A 21,725-nucleotide genomic window follows, 5' to 3' on the forward strand; every position below is an offset into this window, starting at 1 on the left:
TTAATTGGGGCAATGGCTGGGTAATCAAGCCAAACTGCCTAATTAATTATTTCAGCTAGTTTGATTCAGCCTTGTTAAAACCAATATCGGCTAAAGGCGGCACGGGTAAATCACGTGCTGCGTAAAAGTCTTCAACAAACTTAGCAAAAGCGCCTGCTTCAAGTGCATCACGCATATCACTCATCAGTTTTTGGTAAAAACGTAAATTATGAATGGTGTTTAAACGCGCACCCAAAATTTCATTACATTTATCTAAATGGTGTAAATATGCGCGAGAGTAATTTTTACAGGTGTAACAATCACAATTTTCATCCAGTGGGCCAGTATCTGTTTTGTGTCTCGCATTGCGTAGTTTTAAAACACCGTCAGACACAAAAATATGACCATTACGTGCATTACGTGTCGGCATTACGCAGTCAAACATATCAATACCACGACGCACAGCTTCCACTAAATCTTCTGGCTTACCTACTCCCATCAAATAGCGAGGTTTATCTTCTGGCATTTTCCACGCTAAATGATCAAGAATGTTGATCATATCTTCTTTCGGTTCACCAACCGACAAACCGCCAATGGCGTAACCATCAAATTCAATATTAACCAAACCTTCAAGGCTTTCATCACGTAAGTGCGGGTACATGCCACCTTGCACAATACCAAACAAAGCATTTGGATTACCGTCATGTGCGTCTTTTGAACGCTGTGCCCAACGCAGTGACAATTCCATAGAATCGCGAGCTTCTTTTTCAGTCGCTGGGTAAGGTGTACATTCGTCAAAAATCATGACAATGTCAGACCCTAATTCGCGCTGCACTTGCATGGCTTTTTCAGGTGTTAATTCGATACGCTCACCGTTAATGGGGGAACGAAAGATAACCCCGTCTTCATTAATTTTACGTAAGTCACCTAAGCTAAATACCTGAAAACCGCCAGAGTCGGTTAAAATTGGCCCTTGCCAATTCATAAAATCATGCAGATCACCATGTTGACGAATAATTTCAGTGCCTGGACGCAGCATAAGATGGAAAGTATTGCCTAACACAATATGCGCCCCGATATCTTTAATTTCATCAGGCGACATACCTTTAACCGTACCGTAAGTACCGACCGGCATAAATGCGGGGGTTTCGACAACTCCGCGCTCAAAAATCAAACGGCCGCGGCGCGCTTTGCCTTCTGTAGTGATCTTTTCGAATTTCATTAGCTAACTTCAGTTTCAAGCTCTGAATATCCGAGTCGAATAACGAGCTTCAATTTGCCTAAATTTAAAGGTCGCTAATTTGACCAAAAACCCCCTTGAAAAGCAATGAAACTGGCGTTTTATTTACAGTTTGTTAGTGATTGTGTCATGATCATGCCATTATTCATTTTAAGATAGCGGCTGAAACACCCATGGCTCGAAAAATTCAATACACCTTTAAAGGTGAAACAAAACTCATCAACTTTGCTTTTGATCGATTTAATGACGCACACGAAGCTGCGGCGGCCGCTGAAGGCATCGACATCACTCGTTTTTTGGCTATGGAACAACAACTACAAATGTCAACGCGCGATAAAAAAGCTTGGCGCAGCTATCGTGATGGGGAATTTCAAAAAATGGGCTTTGGCGACATTAGGTTAGTTAAAGACGAAGAAGGCGCTTAGAGATTAGATCTCAAAAAGTAACGTCTATTGTACTTTTGACGAAGCCACGGCTTCGTCAAAGGCTTTAAATACGACGCACCGGATTTTTGTTACCGACAAATCCTATGTACCTGCTGTCCTGCAAGCACAGGATTTTGTTCCCGACAAATCCTAAGTACCTGCTATCCTGCAAGCACAGGATTTTGTTCCCGACAAATCCTAAGTACCTGCTATCCTGCAGGCACCAAAAACAGATGCCTAATGCGAGCGTCTAACCTACAAAGTAGCGCCTATTTATCAATCATATCTTTCGCGACTTTGCCGTTAGGCATCCGCATATCACCGCGATACAATACATTGGGTCGCTGAGTTTCCCCTGCCGCCAACGCAAGGCCATCTTGCACTATATTGGCTTGGCTTAAATCAACTGGAAAAAAGCCCACTTTAGCAGATTGGTCTCCTATTTCAGTCGCAGATAATTGCGAAAGAACTAATACAGGAGCGGTAGGAAATATTAAATACCAACGTTGACCAGAACGATTGCGCTGTAAGTCATTGCGTGAGATCGTTTGTAAGTTTTTACCTGTCCGTTTAGCTAAATATTGTCGGTTGGCTTGACTAAGAAAGTAAGTCGCCAGATTACCCACTTCCGCCACTGGTTTATCAAAAACCGTTTGGCGTAAAATAATATCGCCGGTAATAGTCAAATTATTAATCCGCCCTCGAGTTAAATCTCGACACCTTGTTTTACAAGCAAAAGAACCTTTGCCAATAAGCAACGCTGTACCGCTGTCTATCGCTTCAATATTTTCGACATGAATATTTTTCATTATTTTGCTGTGTGCTTTTAGCCAAATGCCCGTAAAGCCATTAGTCACTTTAACGTTTTTAATACTAATGTTATTCATAGATGAATAATACGGCCCAGCACGGTTGTTATTATCCTTGTTCGTACCATTACCGGCTTCTAAACGTACCGCAATGCCATTAAATGATTCGATATTTTCTATCTCAACCCAATCACCGCCATAAACTTGAACCGTACCGTAGCCTGTATGCACAGTGTGCGCTTTAACGTTTTTAATTGAGCCTTTTATTGGTGTTCGACCGTACGTCGGGTTACGCACAATAGCAAACATATCAGGAATAACATTACCAACATCATCAACAAATTGACCTTGGTCATTAGTGGCTAACGCGACGTTGGCCGAGTTCATGGGTTTATTTTTACTAATGACAGGCGTTTCACCTTGTTTAGTAATAACACTTTTCGGGTTTGGCTGATAACGCGCCTGCAAATAAACAGGCTTTTTGCCAAACCGATACGCGTAAGCACCATCTTTATAATCGCGATCAGATGTTAATTGCACTGAAACAGATTCGGTGTGGTTATCCAAAATGGTTACATTCGATACCGCAAAATTTTCCACAAAGTAGTAACCAAATGGAATGGCTCTGGTTATGTTCACTTTACCATTACCAAAACCACCATTCATTTTCCCATAGTTCAATGGCATATTGGTGCGGGCGTCAACCGTAAAATTACGAGCTGGATCGGTAGAGCGGATCTCTACATTCTTGACCCGTTGTTTAATTAGTTTATTAGTATTCATGCTGCGCCCAAACGAGAATAAAAACGCTTTGTTAGGACGATACCCCGCTTTACCTGTTGGATGGGAATTTTCTTTAATACCACGCATTTCCAACACAACCTCAGGTTCGATTTCAAGGCGCACATTCGAAGGCACTGGAACATGGGCTAAGCTAAAACGATTATTGTTGCCATTTGGTGCAACCCGTAACCGTACTACACCGCCATTTTGCTCTTTAGAAGCTTGCTGCAATGCCTGTATTAAGCGTTTAGTGTCATTAACTTCAGCATTAAAAAGCTCAGTTGCAAATAACTCGGTTGGCGAGTCATCAAACACTTTGTTCTCGAAATAGCCTACATATTGGCCGGTATTGGCAGATAAGTCCGTATCGGTACCTGTTGACCATAAAGGCTTATTGCTGGCATAAAGCTGCTCAGCAACGGTTGGAATATCGCTATTCGTATTCGCTACCTTGACCTTGTTGCTTAAAATTTGGTTTTGCTTATTACCGTCACCCTTGGCAGCACCAGTACTCGTGCAGGCTGTGGTTAATAAAAGACTTAGGGCAGCGCAAGACAAAATGTAGCGATACACCTTGGCGCGATTCAATTTCAATTGACTTGTCATGACTAAGTGTCACCTCTAACGATTAATAAATGCGATTGACTTAGTTTTTGCTGTGTTTAGGTTGCTTTGCCGACAACGCTTCAACCTTAAGTCTATCCTGTAATGTTAATCGTGAGTAACAATAAAGTGATAATTATTGTAAAGGTAGGATGTTTTAGCTATTAATGATAGTTTGAGTTATCAAGCACTGCGCTCAAACCTAGTGAGAGCTAGCGGTGATTTAAGCCCTGTGGGCGGCGACTTTACAACTATGCAGACACTTTGTTGATGCTCTTCATTTACAGGAGGGGTATACATTAACCATAGCGTATTTCCCCATATCCGACGCATTCCAAGCCTTGTTAGGGTCGACACTGTCTGTATAAATACCTCGGATACTACCCGCCATACCCGGTGCAACTTATCGCCCCTTGTAATGGTTCATTTTAAGGTGTCAAATTAGCAAACTTAACAATTTGTTACTGGTTTACAGTCGACAGGAAGCCTAAAATTTAGCTATCGCTAAACGACAATATAAAATATGCAAGAAACGCTAATAGAATGGCCTATCTTTGTGCGCGCCGTTATCCCCTTCACCGCTGCCCACCTTTTTTTGATGGTACTCATTTATTTTACGCTAGTTAGGCGATATATCGGTGAGGCTTACATTTACTTAGCAATTTTTCTCGGCAGCTTTGCCTTGTTTTTGTGTGGCCCGTTAGTCAATGTATTACCTTTTACTGAGCTAAAACCTTGGTATAGCCTATTCAGAAACCTATTACTGTTTTCCATTGGTATCCCGACGCTAGTGAATGGCTTGTTTATTTTAGCCCAACGAAAACTGCCACTTGCATTAAGCTTGTTACCGTATGCCATAGGTTTGGGTTGGTCTATCTTCTTTGCTCTAACCAGCTTTCGTTACGCCGCATTAGGCTTACCAGCATTACAAGGCATGAATATTACCGATGCTTGGGCTGGGCAAATTGCCACCATTGCATTAATCCTAATTGCACCTTGTATCTATTTATTAACCACTAAACCAAGTAAAAAAGTCGCCATGTACATATATGGCGTACTTAGTTTCTGTACCTTTATGATTATTGGCAACGCTTCGCGTGCGTGGGAAGTTTATTATGCAGGTAGCAGTTTGACCGCTATTATTTGGGGCTGGGTGGTAGTCAAAGACATCCAACGCACAAGTCGTAAAGCGGAACAACATCATCAACATGAAAAAGCCCTAGCGAAAGCGCAATTTGCTACGGCTTCTAAACAAGCCTTCAGTGAATTTTATCCCGCCGAGCTAGACGTTAAATACCCATTTAAGGAACGAGAAGAGCTCATTGAAGTCGTTAAAACAGCCAGTCATGGGTTAGTTGAACAATATGCTAAAACACTGACTATTGCCCTACAACAATACACTAATGACAACTTAGCCACATTTAAACTACGGACTCGTGAGTTAATGTTTATGCTGTACGACGTGACTATTTTTGCTAGCGGCGAATCGCAACCACTTATCCGACGCCTTGAATCTGTTGGTCAAGAAATTGAGCAATGCCAAGATTTAGAGCAAATCCAAGAAAACGTAATCGGCGAATGCCTGTACTTAGTTAGTGTCATTGCCGCCCAACCGACAAGATCGACAGACAGCAACGATTTAGTCGATTCGATAAAAAGTTTTGTCTTAAATAACTATTATAAAGAGTTTTCTAATCATGATATTGCCAAAGCGATTGGCACTAGCCAGTCGCACATGATGAAAGTCTTTAAGCAAGTAACAGGCACTACCATTAATCAATTCTTAGTCGAGATCCGTATTGAAAAAGCCAAACAACGCTTGTTGTCTCAGAACGTCACAGACACCGCACTGGACGTAGGTTTTAACAACTCAACCTATTTTGCCACCGTTTTCAAAAAGCACACCGGCTTGTCGCCTAAGCAATACCAGAAACTAGCCAAGCAGCAAGGCTAATTAATTCATCTCGTTACTGCTAAATAACGATCTGACTGACTACAAAAACATTCACCTTGCTGCGTAAGTATTTGCCTACAAATGAAAAAGCCCGCGTATTGCGGACTTTTTTCTAACTTAAGTTTGTTAACAAAAAATCAATTATCTGAATATCAATTTACTTAATATCTATAGTGATTTTTTGCTCGGCTAAGCCTTTAGCACTGGCCGTGATCGTAACTGGTCCAGCTTGTTTAGTTGACTGAATTATCGCTAACGCTCGCCCTTGGTCTGTATCTAAACTATTGGCTTGAAAGTCTTGGATATTATCCGGCGCACCATTATCTACACCCAATAATTTTGCAGGGCCTTCAATAGTAAAGGTAACGTGAGTGTCGGCCACTTTAACCGCATTACCGCGCTTATCACGCAACTGTACCACAAGATGAGCCACATCATAGGCATCGGCTTTTAACTCAGTTTTATCTGTAGTAAAAGTGAATGCCACGGGTTTTGTGGTAGTCGCCAAGTGTACTTCTTGCTCTTGGCCTTTAAGCCCTGCTTTAGCAGTTAATGTTCCGGCCTCAAAAGGCACAACCCAACGCATAATTCGGTTGCCGCTTTCTGACATACTGCGATAGCCCAGTGAACGACCATTAAGCAATAACTCAACTTGTGCATGGTTAGATGCCACCTCAACTAAAACCTCTTCACCTTGCTGATAGTTCCAATGCATTTCAGATTGGCGCCATTTGTAACTACCACCCCAAGCGGAATCCGATTTAGATTTTGGCAGGGCAAAACCTGATAACGGATCTTTCTTAAAGCCTGATTTAGCGATTGGCAATGTGCCTATCGATAAGTGTGGTGTATCTACCCAAATGCTTTTAAAGTAGTTCCAACCTTGGCGTTTAAAACCAGCTAAGTCGAGCATATCACCCCAACCGCTTTTTTCTGGCCATTTGTTATGACGCTCACCCATGTAGTCGATACCTGTCCACATGAAAATACTAAACACACCTGGATTTTCCAGTACTTGTAACCAATCGCCCCATACACCTGGGTTTTCATTAATAGTGATCAACTTATCTGGGAAATGTTTTTGCGCCCAAGGAATAGTAATGTTGCGATAGCTAAAACCGGCAATATCGACCGCATCGGCATAACCAGTAACCATACTGACTTGTGGGATAATCATGTTAGTCGTTACTGGGCGTGTTGTATCAAGCTCGCGCGTCCACTTAGCTAATTTTTGCGCGGTTTCATGCAACAGATATTCGTTTTTAGGCGTTTCGTCGTAGCGTTTTTTCAACTCTTCTGGCGAGAATTTAGGTTGACCGCCCCAAAAGTTGCTGTTGGCTTTTTCTGGTTTGTTGGGATCCCAATAGCCTGTAACGTAACGATAGTTAAGATACGTCCATTCAATTTCGTTACCTATACTCCATTGCACAACACTTGGATGGTTACGATCACGCAACATGGTGCGGGTTAAGTCACTTTTATTCCATTTTTGAAAATGTCTATCATAACCGCGCGATATATAATCATCATGTCGGTCATGTTTGTTTAAGCGCTTATCTTTAGGGTAGTCAAACTCATCAAAAAACTCGTTTTGCACCAAAATTCCCATTTCGTCGCATAATTGCAAAAACTCTTTAGAGAACGGATTATGCGCAGTTCGAATAGCGTTAACCCCACCGTCTTTCAACATTTGTAAACGGCGTTGCCAAACACCTTTAGGTACAGCGGCACCAACTAAACCACCATCGTGATGCAAACTAACCCCTTTCATGAAAGTAGGTTTGCCGTTTAAGAAAAAGCCCTTTCCGGCTTCAAATTTAATATCACGTATACCAAAACGAGTTTCGTATTGATCGACCACTTTATCGTCGCGGATCACTCGCGTGATCGCGGTATATAAATTAGGCGTTTCTGTATCCCATAGTTTTGGCTCAAATACGTTAAGCTCTTGCTCTATTTCTTTAGTTTTTTGGCTGCTTAAACGATACTTTTTACTAACCTCTGCAACATGCTGGCCTGAACCATCGACAATTTGCGTATTCAACAGGAAAGACGCGCGACGGCTATTTTGATTAGTGACATTAACCTTTATATTAACCCTAGCTTTTTCATTTGAGATTTCAGGTGTAGTAACAAAAGTTCCCCAAACCGGAATATGCAACTTATCGACTGTCACTAATTTTACGTTACGATAAATACCACTACCTGTATACCAGCGGCTATCTACGTAGCGCGAATGGTCAACATGGACAGTTAGTACGTTCTGACTACCATCGGTTTTTAACTTATCGGTTAAATCCCAATAAACCGGTGAATAACCGTAAGGGTTTTCTCCTAAACGCTGACCATTTAACCAATACGTTGCATTATTATATACACCGTCAAACAACACATAAGTGGTTGTGTTGTTTGGATCGGCAGGTGTCGCAAAATGTTTTTGGTAAATACCTACACCGCCAGGTAAATAACCGGTTGCGCCTTCCCATTTTTCAGCAAATGAAGCTTCAACACTCCAGTCATGCGGCAATCGTACATCTCGCCAACCACTGTCATTCAGAGGTAAGTTTTTAGGTAAGGCAGTATCGTTAACTAAAGTAAACTTCCAATCAAAGTTAAAGTCGACTTGACGCTTAACAACACTGGCTTGCACTGCGCTGATACACGCAAACAAAGCTAGTCCAGTTAGGCATAACCAACGCGCTATTTTATTCGTTTTCATGAGGCTCGGTACCATTAATTACAATCATTAAATGTGGTCGACAAACCCTAATTAGCTTACACAACCACATTTATCAGTAGAGTCGTAATTTTATATTCTAATGAATAAAAGTTTATTGTTGACAAATTTTTCGTTTATTTACAATTTTTACGTTGCTATAAGTAAAACAATACTAATTTTGAACATCTATTTGCTATTTTAAATTCGCCTTTCACCACACATTAACTCCACTCAAAGTCAATACATGAATATTACTCATGGTTTTATTAGTTTTTACCATTTTTATTCATTAAAAAAACCACGTATAAATTCTCGCAAGCTTTAAACAGGTGACTAAATAGTGATGGCTTAAAGTCGGTCTGGCTTCCACTCAGACAGCCGCCATTACGTAGCTATTACATAACAATGACTGCGACTATAAAGACGGTACGCAATTATCAACGAATTAATTAGGATGCTAATTCATCATGAACCACGAATTTACTTTCGCAATTAAACGCATTTTGTTTGACGAGCATTATCAACCCGCAGACAACACACGCATAACCACCAACTTTGCTAATTTAGCAAGGGGCGAGCGCAGACAAGAAAATTTGCGCAATGCGTTAAAGATGATAGATAACCGCTTTAACGCCATGGCGCATTGGGATAATCCACAAGGAGATCGATACTCAGTTGAACTCGAAATCATCTCAGTCGAGATGAGTTTGCAAGGCAGTACGCAAAGCTTTCCATCAATCGAGATCTTAAAAACTCATATTATCGACCTGCTAACGGGTAAACGCAGTGCCGGTATTGTCGGCAACAACTTTTCATCATACGTACGCGACTATGATTTCAGTGTAGTTTTACTAGAGCACAATAAACAGCAAGCACAATTTAGTATTCCGGATAACTTTGGTGAGCTGCATGGCAAACTGTTTAAACATTTTGTTAATTCAGACACTTACCAGCAAAACTTCGAAAAACCACCAGTTATTTGCCTCAGTGTGTCAGATAACAAAACTTATTTTCGAACGGAAAATCAACATCCGGTATTAGGGGTGGAATACAAACCTAACGACACTTCGTTAACGGAGCACTATTTCAAAAAAATGGGCTTGGCCGTGCGTTATTTTATGCCGCCAAACAGTGTAGCGCCATTAGCTTTTTACTTTTTTGGTGACTTGCTAACCGACTACACCAACCTTGAATTAATTAGCACCATTAGCACCATGGAGACGTTTCAAAAAATTTATCGACCTGAAATTTATAACGCCAATGCTGTCGCTGGGAAATGCTACCAGCCTAATTTAAAAAATAGCGATCATTCACTAACTCAAATCAATTATGACCGCGATGAACGCAGCCGTTTAGCGATACAACAAGGTAAGTTTGCTGAAGAAAACTTTATGAAACCTTATCAAACCGTGCTGGAACAATGGTCGGCCAACAACGCGAATAGATGAACAGAACACAGGTAAACATAATGAAACGATTATTACCCACTTCCACGGCTGGCAGTTTGCCTAAGCCATCTTGGTTAGCTGAGCCTGAAAAACTTTGGTCGCCATGGAAGTTAAAAAACCAAGCATTAATCGATGGCAAACAAGACGCGCTGCGTATTGCATTACAAGAACAACAAAGTGCAGGGATAGATATTGTCAGTGATGGCGAACAAACTCGTCAGCATTTTGTCACCACCTTTATCGAGAACCTGAGTGGGGTCGATTTTGAGAACAAAAAAACGGTGCGAATTCGTGACCGCTACGACGCCAGTGTACCTGGGGTTGTCGGTCCAATAGCAAGACAAAAGCCGGTATTTGTTGAAGACGCCAAGTTTTTGCGTTCACAAACCAAACAACCCATAAAATGGGCATTACCAGGTCCCATGACCATGGTTGATACCTTATACGATGATTACTACCAAGACCGCAAAACATTAGCCTTTGAATTTGCCAAAGCACTTAATGCCGAAGCCAAAGAGCTTGAAGCTGCTGGCGTCGATATTATTCAATTTGACGAACCCGCTTTTAATGTTTTTCTTGATGATGTTTGTGATTGGGGAATAACGGCACTGGAAAAAGCCACGCAAGGACTTAAATGCGAAACAGCTGTGCATATTTGTTATGGCTACGGGATTAAGGCAAATACTGATTGGAAAAAAACCTTAGGCAATGAATGGCGTCATTATGAGCAGACCTTTCCCGCATTACAACAATCGAGTATTGATATTGTCTCGCTCGAATGCCATAACGGACGCGTACCGCTAGAGGTACTTGAAATGATCCGCGGTAAAAAAGTTATGGTAGGCGCTATTGATGTCGCCAGCGAACAGATAGAAACACCTGAAGAAGTGGCAGAAACCTTACGAAGTGCACTTAAGTATGTTGACGCAAACCAACTATACCCTTGCACTAATTGCGGTATGGCGCCATTACCACGTCATATCGCCCGCGCTAAGCTCAATGCACTGAGTGCTGGCGCAGCCATTGTAAGGCAAGAGCTAGAACAAGCTTTATAGTCTGTATGATCTGATTTTATGCTTCTAAATTAGCGCAATAAGCAAATGCTCACCAAAAAAAGCGGTACAGCCAATTTCTATTAGCCATACCGCTCAAGCACACAACTTCTAAATCTAACTCTTTATTGAATCAAGAGAATAAAGCAGGCTGTTGGGATTTTTGTTCCAGACAAATCCCAACTACTTATATCCCTATAAGCAAAACCTGCCCTACATTGATTTACGGTGCGACTGTGTAGTCCAGTTTAAGTCCACCGATATTGCAGCAGTAGTTAGCTGAGGTATCGATTTGTAGGCGGATACCTTTGTACTCAGCCATATTACGATCGCTATCTAGCGTTCCTTCTTGTGAAAGGTATGGGTCGTTCCAGCCACCGCCACCAGGTAGTTGGAAAGAGCCAAGTAGCTCTTCGCCACCATCGTAAATACCGTACAAGCTTGCGGTGCCACCGCTACCGCCAACATGTTGGATGGTGGCTTTAATATCACCGACTGGAGCAAAATCTAAATCGTACGATACCCAAGCGCCATCCTTAATTGAATCTAGCTTGTCGGCTTTTACATTTAAGATATTGCTATCAGTCGCGGTATCTAACACAAACTGTTTCGCTGCTTTTACTGGTTTAACACTACCAACATTAACCTTGAACCAGTCAACATTAACCCCAGACGAAACCACAATGCGTAAGGTATCAATCTTATCTATAGCGCTAGTATCTAGGCTTTCAAAACCAAACTCCTGATACTTCTTCCAACCGCCAGTCGAGGTGGTTTGTAATTCACCCAGCATAGTGCCATCAGCATAGACAGTGAATTTAGGGCCACTAAATGATGCTACGCGCGCACTGATAGACAAGTTAGTTACGCTATCTTGGTTAATATCAAACTCAAACCAGTCGCCAAAGCCAATATGGTTACGGGCAGTACCGCCGTCACCTGTATCTTCGGTTTTCATAGCATCTGGGTTTTCGCCATCTTTATCACCAATGCGGTTAGCGTCTTCAGCTTGTAGAACCAGCTCGTTAACGTCGTAGCGCACAAAGGTTGCTTCATAGCCATCAACATTAATTCCACCGCCAACTTGAACAAAACGTAGCGAGGTTACATTACCGCCAGTTGGAGCATTAAGTTTTACTTTATCAGACCATGCATAGTCACCCCAACCACCAATATCAACAGTAGTAATGTCACCTAAGTAACCATTTTCACCCAGCTCAGCATAGTTAGCATACACTTTTAAGGTGCGAACATTGTTTGAGGTATTAGCACGGACATGCATATAAGCAACATCAGCCATATTCACATCAAACTCAAACCAAGCGCCGTCATAGGTATAACCGACTTGTTCGCCACTGTTCTCAAGTTTTAAGCCAGACTCACTATTGCGTGCCGTGTCAGAACCAAAGGTCGCTTCCGCTTCTAACGCTAAGGTAACAGGTGGTTTACCAAATACTGGCGCTTGGCCGATATGCGCATTATAAGCAAAGGATTCTGCGGTACCGATTGAGTCGCTCGCTGCATATAGTGGCGCTTCGCTGCTGGTACTGGTTTCCATACGCAGGTACAAGCCATTGGCTTTCGATAGTAATGAGAAAGTGCTATCGCCATTATCTACCCAAATAAACTTAGCGTTATCTGAGATATCATCCGACGGTAACGTTTGAACATGGGTATAACCGTAGCGGCCCGTATCTACTTGGACATAACGACCTGTATAGTCACGTAAAGCAACCATATTCTCACCGGCATCTTCAATCACAAAACCTTGATCAACAGCCGTAGCATTTGCCGTTAGCGGCGATAAGCTCTGAGGTAATGTTTCATCAGATTGCACATAGCTACCGTTATCCGCCATGATAGCCACGTACTCGCCAATCGGCGCTTGCGCATAGCCATTAGTCACCGAATCTATATCGACCGCATCCGGTAAGCTGAACAAGGTCATGGTATGTAATAACAAGCCATCATCATACTTAAAGTACTGCTCAAACTCGCTGATCGTATCGATATGCTCGCCTTCGATCACTAAGTTATCAAAGTGGAAGAAACGTAAATACGCTTGCTTATTTAAGCTTAAGTTCGGCTCGGTTAATAACTCTTCCATATTGTAAGACGCTTGGCGAATGTTAAAGTCTTTAAAGACTTTATCGCTGATCATGCTTACTGTATCTGGCGTGGTATCACCCTCATCCCAAATACGTAAGTTAAAGATCACTGTCTCTTTGCCATAAAACTCAAAGTTCTCAAATACGCCCCCTGAGTGGTTTTGTAATGGCCCGATACGTAAGCGGCTATCAAATACACCATGATTTTTCCAAAACGAATCGGTACGGCGATCTGAACTTAAGATAGTATGGTTAGTGACTTTAGTTTCGATATTGCGATCACCCGAGAACACACCTTCCCAACCGAGTTGGAAAGAAGGACCATTGTGCATTACATAACTGGTGCACTGATCCATAGTGTAGTTTTCATGTACATAGGTAATATCGTCATCGTTGATTAACAAGCTGCCTTTGTAAGCCACTTCAGCACCGTTATCTTGGTAGGTACCGCCACCATATCCAACATCTTTATGGTTGTTCACCTCGGCTTTACCATTGCGAACCATCACACCCATACGCGCGCCAATGTTAGTAAAACCTTCAAATACGGTTGGCTCAGCTTTATACGCACCTTGGAGCCAAACGTGGGTATCCCAAGCTTGAGTGATACCCCAAGGGTTACCTTCAATTGCATCTAGGTGTGACCATTTACTACGCGCGCGATCACTCCAAACATAGCCGTCGGCGTCGCCTTCAGCAGTGGTATAAACATTAAACATTTCGTCTGAGTACATAGCGCGACCCCAGACTTTCAACGGATAACTATCGTTCTTAAATAAGAAACCATAATGTAAAAATGCATCGCCCGGCGCGTACATCTCACGCACCACATCGTTACCTTGGGCACCGCCATCTTCAGCCGGTACCGAGCCACCTTCACCTAAAAATTGATATTTAGGATTAGGCAAGTGAATACCTGAACCAAATACCACTAGCTCGCCATCGTTAAACTCTTTGATTTCACCTTGAGGTGCCGACCCCGGCGCAACATGCATAGGGTTAACGAAGATAAACAACGGCGCTTCAATCGTGATTGGGCCGCGATCTGCAGTATTTGCGGCATTAGTCCAGGCATTGCGATTAACAGCAATTCGGTAATGCTTAGCCGCATCGCTTGCTCCCTCCAAAGTGACATCAAAGGTTTGATCATCAACTTTAACAACATCGACTGGCGTTGGGTGGATCTCAAGATCGCCCATATCAACCATGCCCATCTCATCGTTAAGGCGAACACGGACAATGACTTTCTCGCTGGCATCAAAGTTAGTCCAATGCTTGCTATGTAATGAGCTACCTAACTCCCCTTCAATCGGCCCATAGTGACCATACCCATATGGACGATGACCTGATAAGTTGTCAGAACGATAGGTATGGCTACGATCATTCTGCGCTAAAAAGTTACGAATTTGCGGACGGGTTTCATAAACAGGTGAGATCAATGGTTCACCATCCATTGTTCTGACTTGTGCAGAGAAATAGCGAGAAACGCGCGTCGCTTTACCTTCATCTGGTTCGTTTGGCGTTTGGTATTGCATCAATGGGAAGGTGATATCACGCGTGACCAAATTGCCGTCATCATCGGTAACGTCTTTGGTGACCGTCATCATTTGATTAGCTTCGATCGCCGGTACTTGCGGATACACCTCTAGTGTGTCGTTAGTACCAACTATACGAATGGCCTCACTACCGTCCGAGCTTAAATCATCACGGATCGCACGTACACGTAATAGGCTGGTTTCATCACGCGAGAAATTCGAGATAGTTAACATCTCTTCATCAACAGCGGCTTGGCCTAGAGTTGTCCAAGTATCAGAACCTTCGATTTGTTGCTCAACCACAAAGCCAGATTCGTTCACACTGTTATCTGTCCAATAAGCGGTAAGCTGTGAATAGGGCGCACGTGATTGGAAGTGAACTTTAGTAGGCGCATTAAGATAAGCCGAGTGATCAGCAGCAACCATTAGCATGCTATCCACGGTATGGTTTAAACCATCGCTGTCGATTGCCACTAAGGTTAGCTTATGCATACCCGCCTCTGGCAAGGTTAAGCTTGCTGTGTAATCTGGCGCGGTAGCCGATTCCGCTAGCTTTTCGCCTGCCAAGTAGTATTCAACTTTAACGATATCGCCGTCTTTATCGCTGGCGGTAACTGCTAAGTCTAATGATTCACCTGCCACTAACGGCGTATCATTAGTAGGTAATACTAAGGCGACTGTAGGCGGCTTTAACGCGGCTTCGACGACTAGCCTCATTTCGCCCGACGCCTGTGCTCCTTCTTTATCGGTAACCGTGGCACTTAACATATTCTCGCCAAGTGACGCGTTAATGGGCACCACAAAGCTAGGCATAGTGAATGGAGCTTGTGTAACACGCTTGATTAACGCGCCGTTCCAAAAGTATTCCACAAAAGCGATGTTGTTATCCGCATCGCTAACTTGGCTACTAATTTGGATCTCAGTACCAATCGCATAGCTATCTTGTGGGTCGACAATGCTGGCGGAAATAACCGGCGCGCTATTGTCTTTTTGCTGTGCGCAGTCGTCAGCGCTACAGCCAGGATCTTGAGTTGTTTTGTTATCGTCGCCATTACAGCCTGCTAACGCAAGCGCGATAAAAAATGGCAAAGCTTTCATTTTTAAAGCCATGATGAGCCTCTTTAAAATTCTTACTGACAAACATTAATTGAGTTTGTGAAGAGGAGTCTTTTCACTGGAAGACTCCTCACGCTATATACATTGCGTCTTGCCTGAGCCTATTGGCTATCACCCTGTACTAGGTAAACCACTTCACCGGTAATTTGGTCGATAGCGTACAAAGCGCTTTCGGTGCGATCGGTTGCTACCAAATAAGGTAAGCCACCTTCCGAGACAATAGAGCTCAACTCACCTATGGTGTTTTCAGCCGACAATAATGGTTTAAGTGTGACTAACGTATTGCCGCCAGCTAAGCCACCTTGCGGTGTTGCTTCCACTAACTCAGCTAAGTTTGCTAGATCTAACTCTGCCACTTGATTGCCGTAAGCCACATAAGCTTTGTGGTACTGGCGATCAACCGCAATAGAGTGGCTATCCAGTAACACAACCGCATCGCCATTACTATCAACCAGATTTAGTTGGGTAAATGGCACTGTTTGGTCGTAGATGTCTTTGCGCACAGTGGCATAAACACGGGCTTGTTTATCACCTTTGTTTTGCGCAAGCGTAATGATGTATTCGGTGCGCGCATCACCTTCACCTACATAAAGTAAGTCGGCCGATACCGTACCTTCATAGTTAGTTGTGCTGCCAAAGGTCTTTCTCGACAGCCATTTACGATGCGTGGTCGAATCACTATTTTGGATTGGGCTACCTTCAAGGTTGTAGTTCATGGTGATACGACCAATACCGTCATTACCTGTAACGTAAAGCGTATTACCGTCTTCCGACATCACCATTTGGCGGCCATCCCATATAGTATTACCAAAGCCAGATAGCTTGGCATCCGAAGTCGCGGTTTTCTTCAAGTCTGGATAGTTTTTCAGATCCGATACTCTAAGCTCGGCTTTATCCCACTTGGCACGCACTAAATAGTTACCATCAGTGACTGGACGATAGTTATTAACCGCAACACCACCAATTTTCTTTTCAAGCTCGGTTTTACCGTACAAGGCCAAAGGCGCTGTTAGCTTGCTAGGGCTAGATACCATCTTAAACTCGGTAACTTGTTTGCCTTCTTTCTCCGCCATATAGAAGATAGGGAAACCGCCGCGACCATCTACCGTAACATCAATCAGGTCGGTGTAAGCACCCGCTTTGGCTGGGAACAAGGTATCTTTATTCTCCAAACGACGTACATACAAAGTCAAAGGTTGTAAGTTGATATCGTCAAACGGTGTAATGGTGGCATCAACCGCTGAAGTTAATACAAAGGCTTTATCCTTACCCACCTCAACATCAGTCATGCTAGCAACGTAAGTCCAAATACCTGTTGCTGGGTCATAACTGGTAATCGGGTTGCCATTAACTAATAAATTAGCCGTGGTCACAGCATCATTACCGGTATTTAAGTGAGCTTGACCACGCAACGTCACCGTATCCGAGGCCGTTGCACTCACAGCAGATGGGAACTCAATCTTGGCATCTAAAACCGGTAAGCTTGGGTCGGCTTTAGTTTTAACCGTCCAGCTAAAGGTTTCATCACCAACGCTAAAGCTAGGCTTAATCGAGGTAACATAGGTTTCAGGTAGCATTACCTTAATTTGTAGGGTTTGTCCTGGCTCTATTTCTGCATTCGGTGAATCGGTAAAGAAACGACCATCAATTGAGTAAAGTACTTTACCCGATAATGCATTGCCATCAGCGTCAGTCGCAGAAACATTAACCGGTAACGCAGCGTTGTAGCCTTGTAACGATACGTTGTAGATCAGCTCTTGAGGTGCTTCGGCAGTACTTAATGGCGCACCAGAGTTACGAGGATCATTGATAAAAGTATCAGGATCAATCTCATCAAACTCGGTATCTTTACCTTCGGTTACCACTTCAAATGGTACGATTTGCGTACGGGTTTCACGGCTTTTCACCACCTTAACCCCGCGCTCATCGGTTTTAGCCACCATCACAGTTTCGCCACTGTCGGTTAGCTGCGCCACCATTTCGTATTCAACCACTTCATAATCCCAAGTCAATTGCGCACGATAGGTTTGGTCAAATACATAGTCAGGTAAGGCAAAATCAACCCGCAGATAATCACCATTGCTAGCACAGGTGTTATACGCGTATGGCGTTGAGGTTTTAAAATCATCATCGCTATACACCGAGACATTAGCCACAGGTAACACTAATGGATTACCTTCTTCGTCTTCACCGACATAAGTGTCTTTATCTGAAGTAAAGGTAAACTCTGATTTAGCAAAGTTGCTTAAGCCACCAACTGGCATTTTCGATACAAAGCTCACCACTTGGCCATCGGCATATTCAGTGGCCGGTTTTACATCAAGCAATTCAAATTCTAATTGCGCTGCAATTTGCTTAGCGATAGCTTCTCTTTGCGTTAAATCATTGCCGTCTTCATCCTGATTGTCATAAGGATCAAAGGTAACATCACGCAACATGTCTGATGCCGAAGGTGTGCTTACGGTAAAGTCAAAGGTATCATCAGCATAAGTAAGGCTGGCGCCAAACTGCATGTCGTAATAGCCTTCACCTAAAATAAAGTCGATAGAGATCGTATCGTCATTTAATACCGAGGTGATAGTGCCATCGCCGGTTGTACCTGAGCCCGGTACCGTCGATTGCACGTTAGCAATAACCATTTGGTGCTTAAACGGGGTGGCAACCATATAGCCTTCTTCAGAAGGACACTTGTCTGGATCGGGAGCAAGAATGGTTTCCGGCGCAGTTAAGGTAAAAGCATGGCTTTGAAATGGCGCTAAACCAGATACTTTTTCTTGATCCGGCTTAAACGACAACTTAAGGGCATTACCATTATATTCAGCGCCCTGTAGCTGGTTAGCATCAGTGTAGGCTAAGTCAGCTTGCGTACCAGATTGACTAAAAGTAATAGCATCTGCGGTTTGTAAACGAGTATCCGCTGGTTTAGAGGTATCATCACTACAGCCCACTATACTGAGCACGGAACAAACAGCTAAACAAACCGGCGTATTTTTAAAATATTTTGAAATCATGGTGACTCCGAAAAATCGAGTTTTAACGCCCCACCATACGGCAGGGCTCTTAAATTTATTGACTGCAGTGGGTCAAATCAGGATCGCCGACTATGATGTTGTTAGTGCGTAGCACATAACCCATGTCGTAAGTTTCAAGATCCATCACTAACAGCGCCGAGTAGTCCGCATCATTCTTAACATCCGAAATCAGCATGTAATCCATATCACCTTCGATAACCAAGGCTTTAATATTGCCAAGGGTTGGCTGATTAGCATGTTGAGGACTGGCGATAACCTTGGCGGTTAACACGTCACTGGTGGCAATATCGGTTAAGTCGACTTCGTAGATAAGCTTGTCTTTGTTATCCACTATGTAGGCTTTACCACGTTGGTTTGAAACAGCCACTGCATCCGATTTATACAGTTTGATTTCAGCGCCGCTGTCATCATATAAAGTGATCCGTGTAGACGCTTGATCAGGCACATAACTGGCACTGACTTTAGTCTTACGTAGATAGGTTTGACCATTGTTGCCAAGCGTTAAGTTGTCTTTACCATCTAGGGTCAGCAAGTACTCTTCATACATGGCTTCCGGATCATCACTGCCCGTCACTGTGCTGTAAATATCAAGGCTTACCGCATTGTTATTCATTTTCGCAGCGTCTTGCGTGCTGTCGGTTTCTTTAGCAATGATGCCCACACCTGCACCAAAACCTTTAAATACATTGTCTTCGATACGTGGTGTTTTAAGACCAATAATCGCTTGGTATTCAGGTTGTTGGTTGAAGTTTGATTTGGCACTCATAAATAATTGCGTGCCATCCGCTGAGTAAGCAAAATGCCCTGGGTGTTTAACCCCTTCCCAGTTGGTTTGGTAGTTACCTTTATTTGAGAAGGTCACGTCACCATTTAGATCATCATCGGAATAGTAAGCTAGGTTACCCGGTGAGCCACCAATCACCACACCGCCTACTTCTGGTAAGGCATGGTTAAACTGCACACCATTAACCCCAGCGTCTTGCCAAGACCAAGGTAAGGTTAAACAAGTTGGTTTTTCGGTGCCTTCTAACGAATAGCGCCATAAAATACCCGGCGCTTGGTTACCCGTAATTGAGTCATTATTTCCGCTTTGATCCAGCAAGAATAACGAGTTATCGCGCGGATCGAGCGATACATCCGCGATATGTTCTAAAACACTAGTAGTCATAAAGCTTGGGAAGTACTCAAGCTTTTCACCGGCAGCAATACGGGTAATTTTAGCAATCGACTCATCTGTCATCGCCACTTGACGATCGCGATTTTGATCGGCTGGCCAATCACGCGCTAAGTTACTTTCGGCAATGACCGCAAATTGGTTATCACCATCTGCAAGTGACACTTGGAACTGCCAAGCATAAACATTGCGCTTCACTTGCTGATCACTGGTGGCTGAGTCAACCATAATGGATTCATCCGCTAACAAGGTTAACTGGCTAGCATCAAGTTGACCTTCTGCCACGCGGTTACCATTGGCATCAATACGGTAAATCGTCAGCTTATCAACCGTATGTTCAGTTGGAATAGTCGCGTCTGGTACCTTACCATTATTAGCAAAGTCGAGCTGGTCTTGGCTAATGGTGACCTTACCACGCAACGTCACTTTATCTTGATAGGTCGCGCTGCTAGCAACTGGATAGTTCCACTTTAGAGTTGGCCCTGGCAAATAATCGATAGCGTGAGTATGCACTGTGGCAGTGGCTGTCGATTTTTCAATACCTTCTTCACCGACTACCGTACGTACAACCAAAGTTTGGTCGTAAAAGCTAGCGATATCGTCACCATCTTTACTTTGCACGGCAAGGTTAAGCTTTTGACCATCACGAATCGTCAATTGGGTAACGCCCGGCTCGTAAACCTTAAACAAGCTGAGATCCGTTTCGTTAATAGCGTACAGAATATCGAAATCAGTAAAGCTTGGAATAACTTCACCGTTTTCATCAACGTCATTCTTACTTAATACCACAGGCGCATTAGTATTAAAGCCAGTAAAAGTAATTGGCTTCATGACAAATGTTCGACCCGGTTTTAAGTTACGCTTGCTAGATAAGAAGTTTTCTTTTTTATCAACACTCGGATCACGTGATGCCGTGTTAATAATAAACTCATCTTGGTGATTACCAACTTGGATCACCGCCTGATAGGCTTTGTCCCATTGCGTATCGTCTAAATCAAACGTCGGGGTGATATTAGTCAGTAAGGTTAATGTGCCCTCGCCTGTTGTCATCGCCGCGCTTTTACCGACAAACTCTTGGCTATCAACATCAAATGTTGGCTTTAACTCGTATTTAAAAAAGCCTAACTCTGTTACATCGATAGCATCAGCCATAGGTACTGGCGTAATTTGCGCCAACTCATACAAGTATTCATCGCTGTCACAGGTTTCCAAGACGAGATCAACGGGCTGTTCTGGTGCGGGACGACCATTAGCTTCGGCATCTGCTACCTGAGCTTGCCAATCTTGTTGCGCTTTAATGTTGGCAAACTCGGTATTGGCGTTACGAGCTAAACAATCATCTTCAGTAATAGACAATAAATTCTTAATTTTTGGATCGTACAAAGTGCCGGTAATATCTTTTACAGATACCACGTTAACTGGCACATTGGCGTCTTCGCTCATGCCATAAATACCGACACTTTGTATTTGTGTTGGGTAATCGGCATTAACCCCGGCAAAGTTCGCGCCTGAGTTTTCAAAGTAGTATTCCAGTTCGGTTTTACCCGTCTCAGAGTTAGTCACTTCACGTGAGTAACGCTTAAATGAAGTACCGCCCTGATATAAAATCGGCTCTATCGTTTCTATGGTTCCGGTATCAATACCTGCATTATCAATATCGGTATCGCCACAACCAAATAACGAGCTACATGCTAAAGCGATGGCACCCATCCGAAAGCAAGATAGTGGTTTAATTTTTTGCATTTTAT

Annotated in this window: 10 protein-coding genes; 4 read left to right on the plus strand and 6 right to left on the minus strand. The window is 43.2% G+C overall.

Features of this window, described 5'->3' with window-relative positions; all coding sequences use genetic code 11:
• Positions 1 to 55: 55 nt before the first annotated feature.
• Positions 56 to 1,201 carry a tRNA guanosine(34) transglycosylase Tgt gene (tgt, locus tag C2869_RS03330; RefSeq protein ID WP_108601601.1) on the minus strand — a complete coding sequence of 382 codons (1,146 nt, stop codon included), beginning with the start codon at positions 1,199 to 1,201 and terminating at the stop codon, positions 56 to 58.
• 191 nt (positions 1,202 to 1,392) lie between these two features.
• Here tgt and C2869_RS03335 point away from each other — a divergent pair, with 191 nt between their 5' ends.
• Positions 1,393 to 1,644 carry a DUF2960 family protein gene (locus tag C2869_RS03335; protein ID WP_108604948.1) on the plus strand — a complete coding sequence of 84 codons (252 nt, stop codon included), beginning with the start codon at positions 1,393 to 1,395 and terminating at the stop codon, positions 1,642 to 1,644.
• A gap of 269 nt (positions 1,645 to 1,913) precedes the next feature.
• On the opposite strand, the gene C2869_RS03340 is transcribed toward C2869_RS03335, so the two are convergent.
• Complete coding sequence (locus C2869_RS03340; protein WP_108601602.1) at positions 1,914 to 3,842, minus strand: hypothetical protein; 1,929 nt, start codon at positions 3,840 to 3,842, stop codon at positions 1,914 to 1,916.
• A gap of 520 nt (positions 3,843 to 4,362) precedes the next feature.
• Here C2869_RS03340 and C2869_RS03345 point away from each other — a divergent pair.
• The gene (locus C2869_RS03345; RefSeq protein ID WP_108601603.1) at positions 4,363 to 5,793 is read left to right on the plus strand and encodes a helix-turn-helix transcriptional regulator; all 1,431 of its coding nucleotides are present in this window, start codon (positions 4,363 to 4,365) and stop codon (positions 5,791 to 5,793) included.
• Positions 5,794 to 5,950: 157 nt separating this feature from the next.
• Here the strand turns inward: C2869_RS03345 and C2869_RS03350 are convergent, their stop codons facing one another.
• Entirely contained in the window at positions 5,951 to 8,512 is a 2,562-nt protein-coding gene (locus tag C2869_RS03350; protein WP_108604949.1) for a glycoside hydrolase family 2 TIM barrel-domain containing protein, read from the minus strand.
• A 467-nt stretch (positions 8,513 to 8,979) separates the two neighbouring features.
• On the opposite strand from C2869_RS03350, the gene C2869_RS03355 reads away from it, so the two are divergent.
• Positions 8,980 to 9,960, plus strand: a complete 981-nt coding sequence (locus C2869_RS03355) for a DUF1852 domain-containing protein (RefSeq protein WP_108601604.1) — start codon at positions 8,980 to 8,982, stop codon at positions 9,958 to 9,960.
• A gap of 20 nt (positions 9,961 to 9,980) precedes the next feature.
• Positions 9,981 to 11,015 carry a methionine synthase gene (locus C2869_RS03360; RefSeq protein ID WP_108601605.1) on the plus strand — a complete coding sequence of 345 codons (1,035 nt, stop codon included), beginning with the start codon at positions 9,981 to 9,983 and terminating at the stop codon, positions 11,013 to 11,015.
• A 220-nt stretch (positions 11,016 to 11,235) separates the two neighbouring features.
• Here C2869_RS03360 and C2869_RS03365 read toward each other — a convergent pair whose 3' ends face one another.
• The 3 genes from C2869_RS03365 to C2869_RS03375 all read right to left on the minus strand — a co-directional run bounded on the left by C2869_RS03365 (position 11,236) and on the right by C2869_RS03375 (position 21,720).
• Positions 11,236 to 15,765: a carbohydrate-binding protein gene (locus C2869_RS03365; RefSeq protein WP_108601606.1), complete on the minus strand. Its 4,530-nt coding sequence runs from the start codon at positions 15,763 to 15,765 to the stop codon at positions 11,236 to 11,238.
• A 107-nt stretch (positions 15,766 to 15,872) separates the two neighbouring features.
• The gene (locus C2869_RS03370; RefSeq protein WP_108601607.1) at positions 15,873 to 18,782 is read right to left on the minus strand and encodes a hypothetical protein; all 2,910 of its coding nucleotides are present in this window, start codon (positions 18,780 to 18,782) and stop codon (positions 15,873 to 15,875) included.
• A 55-nt stretch (positions 18,783 to 18,837) separates the two neighbouring features.
• Complete coding sequence (locus C2869_RS03375; RefSeq protein WP_108601608.1) at positions 18,838 to 21,720, minus strand: hypothetical protein; 2,883 nt, start codon at positions 21,718 to 21,720, stop codon at positions 18,838 to 18,840.
• Between the last annotated feature and the right edge of the window lie 5 nt (positions 21,721 to 21,725).

This window comes from Saccharobesus litoralis (assembly GCF_003063625.1).
Taxonomy (GTDB): Bacteria; Pseudomonadota; Gammaproteobacteria; order Enterobacterales; family Alteromonadaceae; genus Saccharobesus; species Saccharobesus litoralis.